Genomic DNA, 15,870 nt, shown 5'->3' on the forward strand with positions numbered 1-15,870 from the left:
CACGAGGAGGCGCCAGGTTAAACTGAAGGGACTGACCCCGGAGGAGTTCCGGAGACAGTCCCTTGCGGCGTAGTTCTTATTTAAGCCGTCCAGGTTTTGGGGTGCAGTTCACTCGCATGGGCTGCGGGGTTTTCCTTTTAGCAACAAATGTCCCTTAGACGCAAAAGCGGCCCTGCATCTCTACCTCGAGAGACGCAGGGCCGCTTAACAAGTGCACTAAACGCAGCGGGCTCGATTAACGGCGTGCTGCTTTCACAAGCTCAGCCACCTTGGCGACAACCTCATCGATCGCCACATCCTCGCGCTCGCCCGTGGCACGATCCTTGAGCTCGACGGTGCCGTTCTTAAGGCCGCGCTTGCCGAGCACCACCTGATAAGGGAAGCCCATAAGGTCGTTGTCAGCAAACTTAAAGCCGGGACGCTCGTCACGGTCGTCAACGACAACCTCGATACCCTTGGCGCACAGACCCTCGACGATTTGATCGCAAACAGAAGCGCACTCCTCCTTCTTGGGGTCGAGCGGAATCACCGCAACCTCGTACGGGGCAACGGAGACCGGCCAAACGATACCGTGCTCGTCGTTGTGCTGCTCCACGACGGCAGCGAGCGAGCGGGACACGCCCACGCCGTAGCAACCCATGATAAGCGGCTTCTCCTTGCCGTCCTCGTCCATAAAGGTGGCACCCATGGCCTCGGAGTACTTGGTGCCCAGCTGGAAGACCTGGGAAACCTCAATACCGCGAGCAGCGGAGAGCGGCTTGCCGCAGTGCGGGCAAGGGTCGCCGGCAACGACGGTAACCAGGTCGGCCCACTCGTCGACGGTAAAGTCGCGCTCGGGGCAGGCACCGGTAAAGTGATAGTCGACTTCGTTGGCACCGCAGGCCCACTGCTTGGACTCGCGCAGGCTCTCGTCGCAGACCTGACGAATGCCCTCGGGCAGGTTAACCGGTCCGATAAAGCCCTTATGCAGACCGTAGGTCTGGAGCTCCTCGTCGGTCATCATGCGATAGCCCTTGCCAAAGACATGCTCGGCCTTGCAGTCGTTGAGCTCATGATCGCCCGGAACGATGGCTACAACCGGCTTGCCCTCGGCGTCGATGAGAGCCAGCGACTTGCGCGTACCGTTCTCGGGGAAGCCGAAGAACTTGGCGACGGCCTCGATGGTGCCCATACCCGGAGTCTCGACCTTGGTGAGTGTGCCGTCACCGGGGCCCTCGGTCACAACGACCTTGGTGCTTGCCGCCTCGTCATCGGCAGCAAAGCCACAATCGTCGCAGTAGACCAGCGAAGCCTCGCCGGCATCTGCCAGCGCCATGAACTCGACGGAGGTGTCGCCACCGATCTCGCCGGAATCGGCGACGACGGGCAGGGCCTTGATGTAGCAGCGCTCGCAGATATTGGCGTAGGCCTGCTTCATCTTGTCGTACTCCTCCTGCAGGCTCTCCTGCGTGGCAGAAAAGCTGTAGGCGTCTTTCATGATGAACTCGCGACCGCGCATCAGGCCAAAGCGGGGACGGAACTCGTCGCGGAACTTGTCCTGGATGTGATAGAGATTCACCGGCAGTTGCTTGTATGAACGCAGCTCGTTGCGCACCAGGGCAGTCACGGTCTCCTCGTGCGTGGGGCCGAGCACGAACTCGCGGCCGTGGCGGTCATCAAAGCGCACGAGCTCCTTGCCATAGGCATCGATACGGCCGGACTCACGCCACAGCTCGGCATCGACCATGATGGGCATCATGAGCTCCTGGGCGCCGGCGGCGTTCATCTCGTCGCGCACGATGTTCTCAATCTTGCGAATCGAGCGCCACGCGAGCGGCAGATAGGAATAGAGACCGGCGGCCTCCTTGCGGATCATACCGGCACGGAGCAGCAGGCGATGGCTCGCAAGCTCAGCGTCGGCCGGATCCTCTTTGAGCGTCGGAGCATACAGCTTAGACATATACATTGCTCGGGTCATTTATTTCTCCTCAATAATCTTGTCGACCTCGGCCATAAGCGCGTCGACAATTTGGTCCTCCGCTACTTTACCAATGATCTGGCCATGCGAAAAGAGCAGGCCCTGACCACGTCCGCAAGCAACGCCCAGGTCGGCATCAGAAGCCTCACCGGGGCCATTAACGGCACATCCCATGACGGCAATCGAAAGCGGCGCGGCATAGTTCTTAAGCCGCTCGGTTACTTCCTCGGCGATTGCGATCAGGTTAACCTGACAGCGGGCGCACGTGGGGCACGAGACAATCTCGGGGCCGCGGCGACGCAGGCCCAGCGACTGCAAAATTCCCCAGGCGACCGGCGGCTCCTCAACCGGATCGGCCGTGAGCGAAACGCGCATGGTGTCACCGATTCCCTCGGACAGCAGGATTCCAAGGCCCACCGAGCTCTTGATGGTGCCCTGCAGCTTGGTGCCCGCCTCGGTAACGCCCAGGTGGAGCGGAACGTGGGGAATCTCACGCGACAGGGCACGATAGGTGTCGAGCGTCGTTTGCACGCTATGGGCCTTGGCCGATAGCACAATGTTCGTAAAGCCGCGGTCTTCAAAATGCTTGACAAAACGTTCGCTCGACATCACGAGCTTTTCGGGCTGCGTGAGGTCGTCGCGCCCAGCGATATCCTGCTCAAGCGAACCAGCATTGACGCCGATACGAATCGCACAGCCCGCGGCACCCGCAGCATCGATTACCGCGTCAACCTTGGCCCAATCGCCGATATTGCCGGGATTGATGCGCAGCTTGGCAGCACCGGCCTCAACGGCACCAATGGCGAGCTTATGGTTAAAGTGGATGTCGGCAACGATCGGCACCGGAGACTCGGCACAGATGGTGCGGAAACCCTCAAGCGCGGCCTCGGTGGGCACGCTCACGCGCACGATATCGCAGCCAGCCTGCGCCAACGCGCACACTTGCGCAAGCGTTGCCTGGGCATCAGCGGTATCAGTGCAGGTCATAGATTGGACCACCACCGGCGCGCCTCCACCGATCTGCACGCCGCCCACATGCACGGGGCGCGTCAACTCGTGAGGCAAAGGATGGGATAAAGACAATCCAAACACTCCCCTACAGAATAAATCGAAGGATGTCGGAACGAAGCATATAGACAAACAGCAGCGCAAAGAGCGCGATGCCCACATAGCTCACAATCGTCTGGACCTTGAGCGGAAGCTCGCGGCCCGCAATCTTTTGAATGATCTCGATGACCAACTTGCCGCCATCGAGTGGCGGGATGGGCAGCAGGTTCATAAAGCCAAGCGAGAACGAAATGAGGGCGGCAAACGAAAGGAACGTGGCAGGGCCGGCAGCAGCAGCTTGCGAGGACATAACGCTAATACCCACGATCGAAGAGGACTGATCGAGAATCTCCATCGTATGCTGAGGCTGGAGCAGGCGCATCACGCCCTGCGCTGTCTGCACGACATAGGAGAACGACAGGCGAGCCGACGTGATGGGGTCTAAACGGACCACCTGCGTAGAGACATACACACCTAGGCGTTCGTCCTCTTTGAGCGCAACCGTGGTCGAATGCTTCTTGCCGTCACGCTCGTACTCAATGGCTATATCGTCCTTACCGGCAGCCTTGCCAATGGCATCGTAAACGTCCATCCAGGTAGAGCACGATACTCCGTCGACCGAAAGAATCGCGTCGCCATCCTCGATTCCCGCCGCGGAGGCAATCGAGCCTTCGTCAACCTGGCCGATCACATTGGTGTCCACCGGCACCGTGACACCCGCGATGGAATAGATGCTCATAAGGAGCAAAAAGCCCGTCAGGATATTGACGATAATGCCCGCGAGCAGCATAAAGGCACGCTTGACAAAGACCTGACCCAAATAGGTGTGCGAGCGCTCGCGTGCAAGGAATTCGGCCTCGCCGCACGGCAGTTCCCATACATCACCCTCGGCAGTCGCGTGCTCGCGATCGAACCGACGGCCGTCAAAGGTGGTATAACCCGCCGCATCACGCGGCAGGGTCTGGTACTTGGTGGGATAGTAACCAGGCGAAGGCTTTTCTCCTTCTTCATACCAAGGAGCTATGGAGCCCCAACCCAGCAGCAAAGCACAGGCCTCGAGCACATCCTCCTCGGACAGCTCAAGCTCGACGGCAAGATCGGCCACCGTCACACGGCCGTGGCGATAGATGGCGGCAAGCACGCGATCGGCATACGAGACATCGGTCGGATCCATGCCACAGATGGCAGCATACCCACCCAGCAACAGCGGGGTCACGCCAAACTTGGTGCCGATCCGACGAGACGTATGGTGAATATCAAAGCGACACGGCAGGCCCAAAAAGAACTCAGTCACCCGGACGCCGCAGGCACGCGCCGCCAAAAAGTGGCCGCCCTCGTGCAAAAACACGAGGACGGAAAGCATCAGCAGGCCCCAAAAGACCGATGAGAGAACGCTCAGAACAGTTTCCATAAAACGAAAAAGCAATCCTTATGGGTTAAAAACGGGTTGCGGCGAGCACTTGCGCGGCCTTTTCACGCGCCCACGCATCGATACCGCGAAGCTGTTCAAACGAATCGACCGTCTGCGCATCATGCGCATCCATACAGGATTCCACAATGCGATCGATATCGGTAAAACTGCAGCCATCATGCAGGAAGGCATCGACGGCGACCTCGTTGGCGGCATTGAGCACGCACGGCATGGTGCCGCCCGTCTTGCCCGCACGCTCGGCCAGCGCCAGGCAGCGGAACGTATCCATGTCGGCCGCAGCAAAGGTAAGCTGACCCAACTCGCGGAAATCGATGCGCGGAGCCGGAGTATCCCAGCGCTCGGGATACGAGAAGGCAAACTGGATGGGAATGCGCATGTCAGATGCCCCGAGATGCGCCATCACGGAGCCGTCGGCAAACTCGACCATCGAATGGATCTTTGACTGGCGCTGCACGACCACGTTGATAAAGTCGAGGCCGCAACCGAACAGGCGCATCGCCTCGATACGCTCCAGGCCCTTGTTCATGAGGGTAGCCGAGTCGATCGTGGTCTTGGCACCCATAGCCCAAGTGGGATGCGCCAAGGCGTCATTACGGGTCACACGGTCGAGCTCCTCGCGCGAACGGCCAAAGAACGGACCGCCCGAGCAGGTAAGCCAAATACAGTGGGCCTCGCGCGGATTCTCACCCAGATAGCACTGGTAAATTGCAGAATGCTCGGAATCGACCGGGATAAGCTGACCGGGCTGTGCCAACGGCATCAGCAGGTCACCGCCAACAACGAGCGACTCCTTATTGGCAAGGGCAAGGCGCTTATTCGAGATCAAGGCAGCATGGCTTGCCTCGAGACCAGCCGCGCCAACAATGGCAACGAGCACGCAATCGACATCATCACGGCACGCGAGATCACAGACCGCCTGCGCACCAACGCCGACGTTCGTGCCCTGAGGCAACTCCTGCAGCACGGCATCAGACCCGTGAGCGGTATCTGCGATGGCAACAGCCGGAACCGAAAACTCACGGGCAAACGCAACGAGCTCGGAGGTGCTGGAATTAACGGAAAGCGCCGTCACCTGCAGACGATCGGCATGCTGACGGCAAACATCGAGCGCCTGGGTACCGATAGAGCCCGTACAGCCCAGGATGGCAACACGGAGACGTCCATCGGAGCCATAGGTCGTCTGGAAGGACATTACAGCACGCCTCCGATCATCAGCATCAGCTGCGCAGTGATGCAGCCGAAGATAAGCGAATCGCTACGATCGAGCATGCCGCCGTGGCCCGGGATAAGGTTGCCGGAATCCTTGACGCCCACGCCACGCTTGATGCGCGACTCGATAAGGTCGCCGATAACGCCCAAGATGGACACAACCACGCCGCAAAGCAGCGCATAGGGCAAGCTCAGCTTATAGAGATGCGTCACCCACAAAATGAGCCAGATGAGAACCGAGCCCAAGATGCCACCAACAAAGCCCTCCCAGCTCTTGTTGGGAGAGATCTTGGGGACCATCTTGTGTTTGCCGATACGGCTGCCCACGATGTAGGCAAACGAATCGGAGACCCAAAGGGACGCGCAAACACCCACTGAAAGCAGGGCGCCGGCAAAACCGGGCACGGCATCGCGCAGCAGCACAATAGCCGACAGCATAAAGCCTGTGTAGATGGGACCCATGAGCGTCACGGCCACATCAGAGATGCGGGTACGCGGCGACCAAACATACCAAATGCCCACCGCGAGCATCAGTGCAAAAAGCAGGGCGTTCAGCAAAAGCGAATCGCCAAGCGCCGATAACGGAAAGAGCACGGCGGCTATAATGCCCAGATGCTCGTTGGCGACCTTGCCATCGAGCCTCGTCATACGGAAAAACTCAAAGCAGCAAAGCCCGCTCATGACAGAGACAAAAATGGCGGTGGGCACGATACCCAAAACCAGGCACAGGATAAAGACGACGGCGTAGACGATACCGGCGGCGGCACGGGTAATAAAGCCCGCAAGCCACGAACCGGTGCCGCTCTTCGCTGCAGGCGCTCCCGCAGTGGTAGCTTTGCGCGTAGGCGTCTTGGGAGCAGATGCCTTGGGACGATCGGACACGATTAAGCCTCCTCGGTCTTGCTCAGTCCACCAAACCTACGGTCACGGCCCTGATAGGCCAAAATGGCGTCAACAAGGCCCCAACGATTAAAGTCAGGCCAATAGGTATCGGTGACATAGAACTCGGAATAAGCCACCTGCCACAGCAGATAGTTCGATAGGCGTAGCTCACCAGAGGTGCGAATGACCAGCTCGGGATCGGGAAGACCGGCGGTGTACAGGTGCGAAGCGACCATATCATCGTCGATAGCAGCAGGGTCGATCTTGCCGGCGGCGGCATCGAGCGCAAGCTGACGGGCGGCACGGGTAATCTCGGCACGAGCGCCGTAGTTGACGGCAAGCGCCAGCGTCATACCGGTGTGATCGGCGCACTCGGCAAGACCGCATTCAAAAACGTCGCGGGTCTTCTTGGGCAGCGCGGAAATATCACCCAAAAAGACAACACGGACGTTTTCGCGCTTCAGAAGCGGCAGCTCATCGATAAACGTCTTGGCAAACAGATGCATCAAGACGTTAACCTCATGCTGCGGGCGGTTCCAGTTTTCGGTTGAAAACGCATAGGCGGAAAGCACGTCGACACCCAGACGCACGCAGGCAGTAATAATCTCGCGAAGGGAGACGATACCCGCCTTGTGGCCCTCGGTACGGGCAAGACCTCGCGCCGTAGCCCAGCGACCGTTACCGTCCATGATGCACGAGATATGGCGCGGAATGTTATTGAGGTCAAGGTCGGAAAAACCGACGCCCGCAGGGGCGTCGGCAAAGTACTCGACCAGTTTGTTCTCGTCGTATTGCACCTTAGATCTCCATGACCTCGGCTTCTTTTTCCTTCAGAAGCTCCTCGACCTTGGCGACATACTCGTCGGTATGCTTCTGCACCTTGGCCTGCTCACGGCGGACGTCGTCCTCGGTGAGCTCCTCATCGCGCTCGAGCTTGTTGTTAAAGTCGCGACGGATGTTACGGATAGACACCTTGGCCTGCTCGGCGTACTCGCGGCACTCCTTGACGAGCTCGCGACGGCGCTCCTCGGTGGGAGCCGGGAACGGAAGACGAACAACGGTGCCATCGGAGTTGGGGGTAATACCCAGATCGGAAGCGCCGATGGCCTTGACGATGGCGTTGATAAGCGCCTTATCCCACGGCTCGATGAGCAGCATGTGGGCCTCGGGGGTCTTTACGGCGGCAACCTGCGTGACCGGCGTGGGAACACCGTAATAATCGACGGTGATGTCGGACAGAATGTTAGCGTTGGCTCGGCCGGTACGGACCTTGGAGAAGTTATGCTTGAGGGACTCGAGCGACTTGTCCATGTGGGCGGTGATGTTCTCTGCCATGCTTAATCCTCCTGATAGACGAGCGTGCCGACGGGCTCACCCGAAAGCGCGCGCTTGACGTTGTCCTCGCCATCGATGTTGAGGACCAAAATGGGCATACGGTTATCCTGGCACAGGGCCGTAGCCGTGGAATCCATAACCTGCAGGCCGCGGACGAGCACCTCGTGATAGGTGATCTTGTCAAAGCGGACGGCATCGGCGCACTTGACGGGATCCTTGTCGTAGATACCGTCGACCTTGGTGGCCTTAATCAGAATCTCCGCACCGATCTCGCAGGCGCGAAGGGCCGCGGCGGTGTCAGTCGTAAAGTACGGATTGCCCGAGCCGGCTGCGAAGATAACGACATTGCCCTTGGACAGGTGATTGATGGCGCGACGACGAATATAGGGCTCGCAAATCTCGTTCATCTGGATGGCACTCATAACGCGGCAAGGAACATCGTTATGCTCGAAGGCATCCTGCAGGGCGAGCGCGTTCATAACGGTTGCAAGCATGCCCATGTAATCGGCCTGAGCACGCTCCATACCGCCGGCAGCTCCAGCCATGCCGCGGAAAATATTGCCGCCGCCGACAACGATGCCGACCTCATGGCCAACGGCGAGCAGCTCCTTGACCTGCTTGGCAAGATGGTCGGTAATCTTGGGGTCGATGCCATAGTGGCCATCGCCCATCAGTGCTTCGCCGGAAAGCTTCAGAAGCACGCGTTTATATCGGATGTCGGACAAAGCGATCCTCCTTTAATTAGACTCTCAATATGATATCAAAGGCTCTGCTTAGAGCCATGAAAAAGCAGGCTGTGAGTAAAACCCACAGCCTGCTCATTACCAGCTACAAGAGCCTATTTACTCGCCACGGACCAGACGGTCGAAGGCAACGACGGTAATGGTATCGCCGAGCTCCTTGGAGACCTGCTCAGCGTACTTCTTGATGGTGAGGGAGCTGTCCTTGATGAACTCCTGCTCGGTGAGCACGGACTGCTTGTAGAACTTCTCCAGGCGGCCAACAGCCATCTTCTCCTGGATGGCCTCGGGCTTGCCGGACTCGGCAGCCTGAGCCATGTAAATCTGCTTCTCATGCTCGACGGTCTCGGCCGGAACCTGATCGCGGGTAGCGCAGATCGGAGCGACAGCGGCAACCTGAAGGGCAACGTCGTGGGCAAAGGTCTTGAAGGACTCAGCCTGAGCGGTCTCAGCCTTCTCGAAAGCAAACTCGACGAGGACGCCGATCTTACCACCCATGTGGATGTAAGAAGCGAGAGCGCCGTTCTCGGCCTTGCGGGCGGCGAAGCGAGAGATCTTCATGTTCTCGCCCATGATGTGAATCATCTCGGTGAGCTCGGAGGAAACGGTCTCCTCGCCCATCGGCTTCTCGAGCAGAGCGTCGACATCGGCCGGCTCGGTGGTGGCGACAACCTCGGCGACCTTGGAAGCAAAGCCGGTGAACTTGGCGTTGGAGCCGACGAAGTCGGTCTCGCAGGAGAGCTCGAGCAGAGCGCCGGTCTTGCCATCCTCGGAGACGAACGCGGCGACAGCGCCCTCGTTGGTCTCGCGGCCAGCCTTCTTGGCAGCCTTAGCGAGGCCGTTCTTACGCAGAACGTCAACAGCGGCGTCCATGTCACCGTCAGCCTCGACGAGAGCCTTCTTGCACTCCATCATCGGGGAGTCGGTCATCTCGCGGAGCTGCTTGACCATAGCGGCGGTAATCTGGGCCATTGTGGTTCCTTTCAAAGAGATGAAAAAGACTTAATTAGGACTGATTTACTCGGCCTTGGGCTCAGCGGCCATCTCGGCCTCGGAGACCTGCTCCTTGCCGGAGCCGGCGAGGCAAGCGTCGGCCATGAGCTCGCACATAAGGGTGACAGCGGAGATGGCGTCATCGTTGCAGGGGATGCCGTACTCGACCTCGTCGGGATCGGAGTTGGTATCGATCAGAGCGACGACGGGGATGTTCAGGCGCTGGGCCTCCTTGATGGCGTTCTCCTCGCGCTTAGTGTCGATGACGAAGAGAGCCTGGGGCAGACCCTTCATGTCGCGGGCGCCACCGAGGTTGGTCTGAAGCTTAGCGAGCTCCTTACCCAGAACAGCCTGCTCCTTCTTGGGAAGAACAGCCATGCGGCCGTCCTCGACCATGGCCTCGAGCTCCTCCATGCGGTTGATGCGGGAGCGGATGGTGACGAAGTTGGTCAGCATGCCGCCGAGCCAACGCTGGTTGATGTAAGGCATGTTGGCGCGCTCAGCGGCGTTCTTGACGGCCTCCTGAGCCTGCTTCTTGGTGCCGACGAACAGCACGTTGCCACCCTTGGCAACGTTCTTGACGAAGGTGTAAGCCTGGTCGGCGTCAAGAATGGTCTGCTTGAGGTCGAGGATGTAGATGCCGTTGCGCTCACCGAAGATGAACGGCTTCATCTTGGGGTTCCAGCGACGGGTCTGGTGACCGAAGTGGCAGCCGGCCTCGAGCAGGGTGCGGATATTAATCTTGGTAGCCATGTTAAACCTCCTGTGGTTTGCCTCCGCGCGGGGTCATCCTCCAAAACCAACCCGGACATGTGCTACCAAAGCCCGGGCACCACGGTATGAAGTAGCCGCGCGTGCGTGATAAAAACCTGTTGCCGTGAAGCAACCCGATGAATGATAGCAGGATTACATCTTTCTGCCAACCCGAAATCAAAACCACACACACGGACGCGCGATCGATTGGATAGAACCCATCTCCTGCCTTATTCGCCGCGCGGAAGAGCTTGGGTAACGGCGCGTTTGAGCCGATCGGGCGTGAGATGCGTATAAATCTGCGTGGTGGACAAGCTTGCATGCCCTAGCAACTCCTGGACAGAGCGCAAGTCCGCTCCGCCCTCGAGCAAATCGGTCGCAAAAGTATGGCGCATCGCATGCGGGGCGATATCGGAAGGGATACCCGCAAGCGTCGCCAACATATGAAACCGTCGCCTAAGCATGGCGGCGCTCATACGGTTGCCGCGTGCCGAGATAAACAGCGGATGCACACCGTTCGTACCGTCGCCACGCTTTGCCTGAGCAAGAAGCTCCGGTCTTCCTTCCTCAATATAGCGGTGGGTCACATCGAGAGCACGCCGATACAGGGGCACGATACGCTCCTTGCTCCCCTTACCCCAAAGCCGCAGCGTTCGCTCGGACCAAGCAATGGACTCAACATTGAGTGCCGCAAGCTCAGAGATGCGAGCCCCGGATGCATAGAGCAATTCGAGCATCGCCGCATCGCGCAGTCCCGCAGGCGTTGAAACGTCTGGCGCTGCAAGCAGTGCCTTAACCTGCTGGGTGGTCAGCACTCCGGGCAAATCGCGTGGAAGCTTGGGCGAGGCAATCGCAGAGACAGCGTCTCCATCGATAAGACCCTCGGCAGCCATCCATCGATAGAACGAACGAATGGCAGACAGGTGCGCCGCAATCGTCCTGGGCGCCACCTGCTCGCGCGACAGCTCCGCCAGATACATACGAACGGTACGTACGTCCGCCGTGCGTGCATCGATATCCCCACGCTCGCACCAAGTGGCAAAACGCTCCAGACGAGAGCCGTAAGCGATAACAGTGTTAGAAGAAAGCCCCTCGACGCGTGCAATATAGGCTATGAACGAGTCGACGGCACCGTACAGGTCAAAGGCTATGACCGGTCGCCTCCAAACAAGTCGGAGCGCGATTCCAGATAGGAATCCAAGGCCTTAAGGGCGCGATCCGCATAGGCCTGATAGCGCTCACGTTTGCTGCGGCGTTTACCGTCCTCGAGGGGAGGCACCAGGCCAAAATTAACATGCATGGGCTGATATCCGACCGTAGCAGGATCGGTCGCATAGCCCACGAGCGCGCCGAGAGCGCCCACGCGCGGCAGCTCGACAGGAGCAACCTCGATAGCCTCGGCATAGGTATTGAGCGCAGCGAGGAGACCCGTCGCGACCGCTTCCATGTAACCCTCCGTACCGGTAATCTGTCCGGCAAGGCGCACGCCCGTGCCGGGCACGGCGAAGGTCCCATCGAGCACATGGGGAGCATCGACAAAGGTATTGCGATGCATGACGCCATAGCGGAAAAACTCGGCATTCTCCAGACCGGGAACCATATGAAAAACGCGCTTCTGCTCGCCGAAGGTCAGGTTGGTCTGAAAACCAACCAGGTTATAGGCGGTCTTCTCCTTGTTCTCGGCGCGCAGCTGAATCGCCGCCCAGGGACGGCGACCGGTGCGCGGGTCGGTGAGCCCGACGGGCTTCATAGCGCCAAAGCGGATGGCATCCTTGCCCGTGCGCGCAACCTCCTCGGCTGGCTGACAGGCCTGGAAGAGGTCCCCGCCCTCAAAGTCCTTGAGCACCACGCGATCGGCCGTGGTAAGCGCCTCGATAAAGGCCTCGTACTCCTCCTTGTTGAGCGCGGCATTGAGATAGTCGCCACTCCCCTGCTCCTCGTAGCGCGACTGCGAGAACAGCACATCCATATCGAGCGTCGAGGCATCGACAATCGGGGCCGCGGCGTCAAAGAACGCCAGGGAATCACCACCGACGAGCTTCATGACCTCCCCGCTCAACGCCGGCGAGCACAAGGGACCCGCGGCGATAACCACATGGCCCTCGGGAATCTGGGTGACCTCGCCGTGAACGACCTCGATATTGGGACGGGCGGCAACCTCGGCCTCGACGAGCTCGGAGAATTTAACACGGTCGACCGCCAAGGCGCCGCCAGCGGGAACGGCAGCGCGATGAGCGCAGTCGAGCAGCACCGAACCCATACGCTCGAGTTCGGCCTTCAACAGGCCGGCGGCAGAATCGGGTCGGGTCGACTTAAACGAATTGGAGCAGACGAGCTCCGCCAAGTGATCGGTATGGTGGGCAGGAGAGGTCACCAGCGGCCGCATCTCGCACAGCTTTACGGCAAACCCGCGATCTGCCAGCTGAATCGCGCATTCCGATCCCGCCAGACCGCCACCGATAACCGTCACTTGATCAAACAGCATCTGCAAACACCTTTCTAATTGACACGCTTTCCATTGTGACCGAAGGGCGTCTGAGCGTGAAGCGCAAACTTTGAGGGCGCATACCTTCCATCCATCATGCGCTCGATGAGTCCCTCGAGCTCGAGTGAGCCCAGGAGTTTGAGCACGCCGACGGCATCGAGGGAGACGAGCGCGGCAATGTCATCGACCTTGAGCGGCGAGGCAATGAGCGCGTGCATCACGGCCTGCTGCGTGGGGTCCAGATCGGCGATACCGGGCGCATCGGGACGCGAATAGCGCAGGGTGCCGTAAATTCGCGAGATGGCCATCTCAATAGACTCCTCGTCAACAATGCAGCAGGCACCGTTGGCGATGAGGTAGTTGGTCCCACGCGACTCTGGTGACAAAATGGAGCCCGGTACCGCGAGCAGTTCGCGCCCCAGGTCCATGGCGGCCTCCGCTGTCGAGAACGTGCCCGAGGGCATGCCGGCCTCCGACACGAACAGCGCCTGCGAAAGCGCGGCAATCACCCGGTTACGCCGCGGAAAGGCAAACTTGCGTGGCCCCATACCCCAAGGCGAGATGGACACCACCGCGCCGCCCGTATCAATCGTGCGCGCGATGAGCCCTGCACTCGAGCGCGGGTAAACCACGTCGGCACCCGTACCCAACACCACGACGTGCCTGCCACCAGCGTTGACCGCGGCCCAACCCGAGGCCTGGTCGCAGCCGACCGCACCGCCCGAGACCACCGTCACCCCCGCCTCGACCGCAACTTTCGCGGCCAGCTCTGCCACGGCAAGGCCGTACGGCGAGGCCTTGCGAGCGCCGATGATGGAGAGCGAGGGCGTCGACAGTGCGGCGGGGTCGCCACGCACATAAAGCGTCTGGGGTACATCAGAGAGCTCCAAAACGGTAGCTGGATACAACGCATCACCGGGATGCAGCTCAAAAGTCTCCTCGGGCATTACTGGTCCCTCCTCCCCTGGTACATCGCCGCCTCGAGCACGTGGTCTTGGGTTACCCGCTCACTTTCGGCAACATCGGCAATCGTGCGCGCGATACGCACCAAGCGCACGATGCCGCGCCCTGTGAGATGTGTGCGCCTCGACAGGCCGAGCACGCACTTTTCCGCCGCCCCATCGAGCGCAAAGGTCGAAACGACGCCGTCGATGGAACGTGACTCATCGTCCTCGGCCTCGGCATCTGCATCGTCCATACGGGACTCGCGCCAGGCGCGAAATGCCCGACCCCGCACAACATAGTCACGTAGTTCAGCTGACGACATACCCTCGGCGCCCTCGATAATTACCTGCGGGTCGGGTCGGGTCACGTCAATCATAAGGTCAATACGATCGGCCAAGGGACCACGTAGCTTAGACCGATAGCGCTCAACCATCGAAGCCGAGCAGCGGCACGGTACCTCGCGATCGCCCAAAAAGCCGCAGGGACAGGGATTGCTCGCGGCAAGCAGCTGGAACCGCGAGGGAAACGTGAAAGCTCCATCGACGCGTACGATCTTGACGTAGCCGCGCTCTATGGGCTGACGGAGTGTCTGCAGCACGCTGTTGGGAAACTCGGCAAGCTCGTCTAAAAAGAGCACGCCGCCGTGCGCTAGGCTAATCTCGCCCGGGTGCACCGGCCGTCCGCCGCCAATAAGGCCCGCAGTCGAAATGCTGTGGTGGGGGCTACGGAACGGCCGGTGTCCCGCCAGCAAACCATCGATATTCTCGCCCAAGACCGAATGGATGCACAGCGCCTCTTGCTGATCCTCGAGAGAAAGCTCGGGCAAGATACCCGTCATGCGGCGTGCGAGCATGGTCTTGCCCGAACCCGGCGAGCCAATCATAAGCAGGCCGAGCTCCCCCGCCGCCGCGAGCGCAATGCCGCGCTTGGCAACCTCCTGCCCCAGCACATCGGCATAATCAAGTTCTGGCTCAAACGACGCCTCGACACCCTCGGAATCCAGATAATGCCGAGCCGCCTCGCCCATACCGCGGGCGAGCTGAGACAGATGGTCGATAAAGCCACAGTCCACACCGGCAAGCGGCACATGTTGATCCGACCTTCCTGCAATAAAGGACAGGCCCATATCACGCGCCAACAACTGAAACGCAACCTCGCCTTTTACGGGCAGCACGCTACCATCCAGCCCGAGCTCACCGGCAATAAGGCAATGGTCTAGATGGTCGCGGGGAATCTGCCCATCGGCCGCCAGTACCGCGATGGCAATCGGCAGGTCAAAACCACTGCCCGTTTTACGGATGTCGCCCGGAGCCAAGTTGACGGTGATGCCCGCCCGTGGAATCTCAAATCCCGCCGAGCGCATTGCGCAGCGTATGCGGCCACGCGACTCCATCACCTCCATACTTGGAATGCCAAGCATTTGGATACCCGGAATACCGCCGGCAAGCGAGACCTCGACCGTGACGGGAATCGCCTCGACGCCACGAATGCATGCAGCGTGGACGGCAAAGGTGTCAAACGCCATCACGATACCTGCCAATCGAATGCGTTGTATTGATGCTCAATCTCCGCAATATGACCGCCGCGGATAGTAACGCCCACCGCGTCGAAGCGAATCGCCTTAAGGGGATAGTGATCCATAAGGTAACAACTCGCGATACGGCGGTAGCGACGCTGCTTTTGGGCGTCCACCGCCTCCTCGGGAAAGACCCGCGTGTTGCAATCTAGGGCGACGCGCCTTGTCTTGATCTCAGCCATCACCACGACATCATCAAGTTCATCAAGCAGTACCAGATCGGCCTCGCCCTCGGGACACCGGTAGCCCTGTTCCAAGAGGGCATAACCGCGCTCGCGAAAGTAATCGATTGCAATAAGCTCGCCCAGCATGCCCAGTTCTCGAGGACTGAGGCCCTTAATGAACCCAGGCGTAATCGACGCGCAATCAATCTCCCCGCTCTCCCAAAGCTCTTTGAGCTGTTGCGTCTTGCTCTTTGCACTTGCGGCGCACATGGGGTCTCCTTTCCCGCGCACGATATTGACCCGATCATGGGGCCTCCTTTCTTGCGGGTAAGTACCAAAAGAAAACCAAAGT

General features: G+C 59.7%; 16 protein-coding genes. 1 reads left to right on the forward strand and 15 read right to left on the reverse strand.

Going from position 1 to position 15,870, the window contains the following annotated elements; all coding sequences use genetic code 11:
- Window positions 1–73: IS3 family transposase (locus ACTQ48_RS06965; RefSeq protein WP_441015707.1), on the forward strand; the 73-nt coding region annotated here is incomplete at its 5' end.
- 162 nt (window positions 74–235) lie between these two features.
- Here ACTQ48_RS06965 and ACTQ48_RS06970 read toward each other — a convergent pair.
- From ACTQ48_RS06970 to ACTQ48_RS07040, 15 genes are all read right to left on the reverse strand, one after another.
- Entirely contained in the window at window positions 236–1,957 is a 1,722-nt protein-coding gene (locus tag ACTQ48_RS06970; RefSeq protein WP_441570454.1) for a proline--tRNA ligase, read from the reverse strand.
- Window positions 1,958–3,040, reverse strand: a complete 1,083-nt coding sequence (ispG, locus tag ACTQ48_RS06975; RefSeq protein ID WP_441570455.1) for a flavodoxin-dependent (E)-4-hydroxy-3-methylbut-2-enyl-diphosphate synthase — start codon at window positions 3,038–3,040, stop codon at window positions 1,958–1,960.
- A 13-nt stretch (window positions 3,041–3,053) separates the two neighbouring features.
- The gene (locus ACTQ48_RS06980; protein ID WP_441031074.1) at window positions 3,054–4,415 is read right to left on the reverse strand and encodes a M50 family metallopeptidase; all 1,362 of its coding nucleotides are present in this window, start codon (window positions 4,413–4,415) and stop codon (window positions 3,054–3,056) included.
- A gap of 25 nt (window positions 4,416–4,440) precedes the next feature.
- Entirely contained in the window at window positions 4,441–5,628 is a 1,188-nt protein-coding gene (dxr, locus tag ACTQ48_RS06985) for a 1-deoxy-D-xylulose-5-phosphate reductoisomerase (protein ID WP_441570456.1), read from the reverse strand.
- Window positions 5,628–6,527, reverse strand: a complete 900-nt coding sequence (locus ACTQ48_RS06990) for a phosphatidate cytidylyltransferase (protein ID WP_441570457.1) — start codon at window positions 6,525–6,527, stop codon at window positions 5,628–5,630. Before ACTQ48_RS06990 ends, dxr begins: the two co-directional genes overlap by 1 nt.
- Window positions 6,528–6,529: 2 nt before the next feature.
- Window positions 6,530–7,324: an isoprenyl transferase gene (locus ACTQ48_RS06995; RefSeq protein ID WP_441570458.1), complete on the reverse strand. Its 795-nt coding sequence runs from the start codon at window positions 7,322–7,324 to the stop codon at window positions 6,530–6,532.
- Window position 7,325: 1 nt separating this feature from the next.
- Window positions 7,326–7,862, reverse strand: coding sequence for a ribosome recycling factor (frr, locus tag ACTQ48_RS07000; protein ID WP_006236112.1), 537 nt, complete (start codon window positions 7,860–7,862; stop codon window positions 7,326–7,328).
- 2 nt (window positions 7,863–7,864) lie between these two features.
- Complete coding sequence (pyrH, locus tag ACTQ48_RS07005) at window positions 7,865–8,587, reverse strand: UMP kinase (protein WP_154516255.1); 723 nt, start codon at window positions 8,585–8,587, stop codon at window positions 7,865–7,867.
- A gap of 117 nt (window positions 8,588–8,704) precedes the next feature.
- Entirely contained in the window at window positions 8,705–9,574 is an 870-nt protein-coding gene (tsf, locus tag ACTQ48_RS07010; protein ID WP_022094736.1) for a translation elongation factor Ts, read from the reverse strand.
- Window positions 9,575–9,619: 45 nt separating this feature from the next.
- On the reverse strand, window positions 9,620–10,348 hold the full coding sequence (gene rpsB, locus ACTQ48_RS07015) for a 30S ribosomal protein S2 (protein ID WP_055285135.1): 729 nt from the start codon (window positions 10,346–10,348) through the stop codon (window positions 9,620–9,622).
- A 230-nt stretch (window positions 10,349–10,578) separates the two neighbouring features.
- Window positions 10,579–11,532: a tyrosine recombinase gene (locus ACTQ48_RS07020; protein WP_441570483.1), complete on the reverse strand. Its 954-nt coding sequence runs from the start codon at window positions 11,530–11,532 to the stop codon at window positions 10,579–10,581.
- Window positions 11,496–12,833, reverse strand: coding sequence for a methylenetetrahydrofolate--tRNA-(uracil(54)-C(5))-methyltransferase (FADH(2)-oxidizing) TrmFO (trmFO, locus tag ACTQ48_RS07025; protein ID WP_441570459.1), 1,338 nt, complete (start codon window positions 12,831–12,833; stop codon window positions 11,496–11,498). The genes ACTQ48_RS07020 and trmFO overlap by 37 nt, the downstream gene beginning before the upstream one ends.
- Window positions 12,834–12,847: 14 nt before the next feature.
- Window positions 12,848–13,780, reverse strand: coding sequence for a DNA-processing protein DprA (locus ACTQ48_RS07030; RefSeq protein WP_441041584.1), 933 nt, complete (start codon window positions 13,778–13,780; stop codon window positions 12,848–12,850).
- Complete coding sequence (locus ACTQ48_RS07035; protein WP_154516248.1) at window positions 13,780–15,303, reverse strand: YifB family Mg chelatase-like AAA ATPase; 1,524 nt, start codon at window positions 15,301–15,303, stop codon at window positions 13,780–13,782. Before ACTQ48_RS07035 ends, ACTQ48_RS07030 begins: the two co-directional genes overlap by 1 nt.
- Window positions 15,303–15,788 carry a YraN family protein gene (locus ACTQ48_RS07040; protein WP_154516246.1) on the reverse strand — a complete coding sequence of 162 codons (486 nt, stop codon included), beginning with the start codon at window positions 15,786–15,788 and terminating at the stop codon, window positions 15,303–15,305. Before ACTQ48_RS07040 ends, ACTQ48_RS07035 begins: the two co-directional genes overlap by 1 nt.
- Between the last annotated feature and the right edge of the window lie 82 nt (window positions 15,789–15,870).

The sequence above is a fragment of the Collinsella sp. Sow4_E3 genome, from assembly GCF_052116285.1.
In the GTDB taxonomy this organism is placed as follows: domain Bacteria; phylum Actinomycetota; class Coriobacteriia; order Coriobacteriales; family Coriobacteriaceae; genus Collinsella.

Excerpts from the sequence above, each read along its gene's own strand:
- dxr (WP_441570456.1), bottom strand. The coding sequence starts at position 5,628 with ATGTCCTTCCAGACGACCTATGGCTCCGATGGACGTCTCCGTGTTGCC.
- ACTQ48_RS06980 (WP_441031074.1), bottom strand. The coding sequence starts at position 4,415 with ATGGAAACTGTTCTGAGCGTTCTCTCATCGGTCTTTTGGGGCCTGCTG.
- ACTQ48_RS07030 (WP_441041584.1), bottom strand. The coding sequence starts at position 13,780 with ATGCCCGAGGAGACTTTTGAGCTGCATCCCGGTGATGCGTTGTATCCA.
- ACTQ48_RS07035 (WP_154516248.1), bottom strand. The coding sequence starts at position 15,303 with ATGGCGTTTGACACCTTTGCCGTCCACGCTGCATGCATTCGTGGCGTC.
- rpsB (WP_055285135.1), bottom strand. The coding sequence starts at position 10,348 with ATGGCTACCAAGATTAATATCCGCACCCTGCTCGAGGCCGGCTGCCAC.
- ACTQ48_RS06970 (WP_441570454.1), bottom strand. The coding sequence starts at position 1,957 with ATGACCCGAGCAATGTATATGTCTAAGCTGTATGCTCCGACGCTCAAA.
- frr (WP_006236112.1), bottom strand. The coding sequence starts at position 7,862 with ATGGCAGAGAACATCACCGCCCACATGGACAAGTCGCTCGAGTCCCTC.
- ACTQ48_RS07040 (WP_154516246.1), bottom strand. The coding sequence starts at position 15,788 with ATGTGCGCCGCAAGTGCAAAGAGCAAGACGCAACAGCTCAAAGAGCTT.
- tsf (WP_022094736.1), bottom strand. The coding sequence starts at position 9,574 with ATGGCCCAGATTACCGCCGCTATGGTCAAGCAGCTCCGCGAGATGACC.
- trmFO (WP_441570459.1), bottom strand. The coding sequence starts at position 12,833 with ATGCTGTTTGATCAAGTGACGGTTATCGGTGGCGGTCTGGCGGGATCG.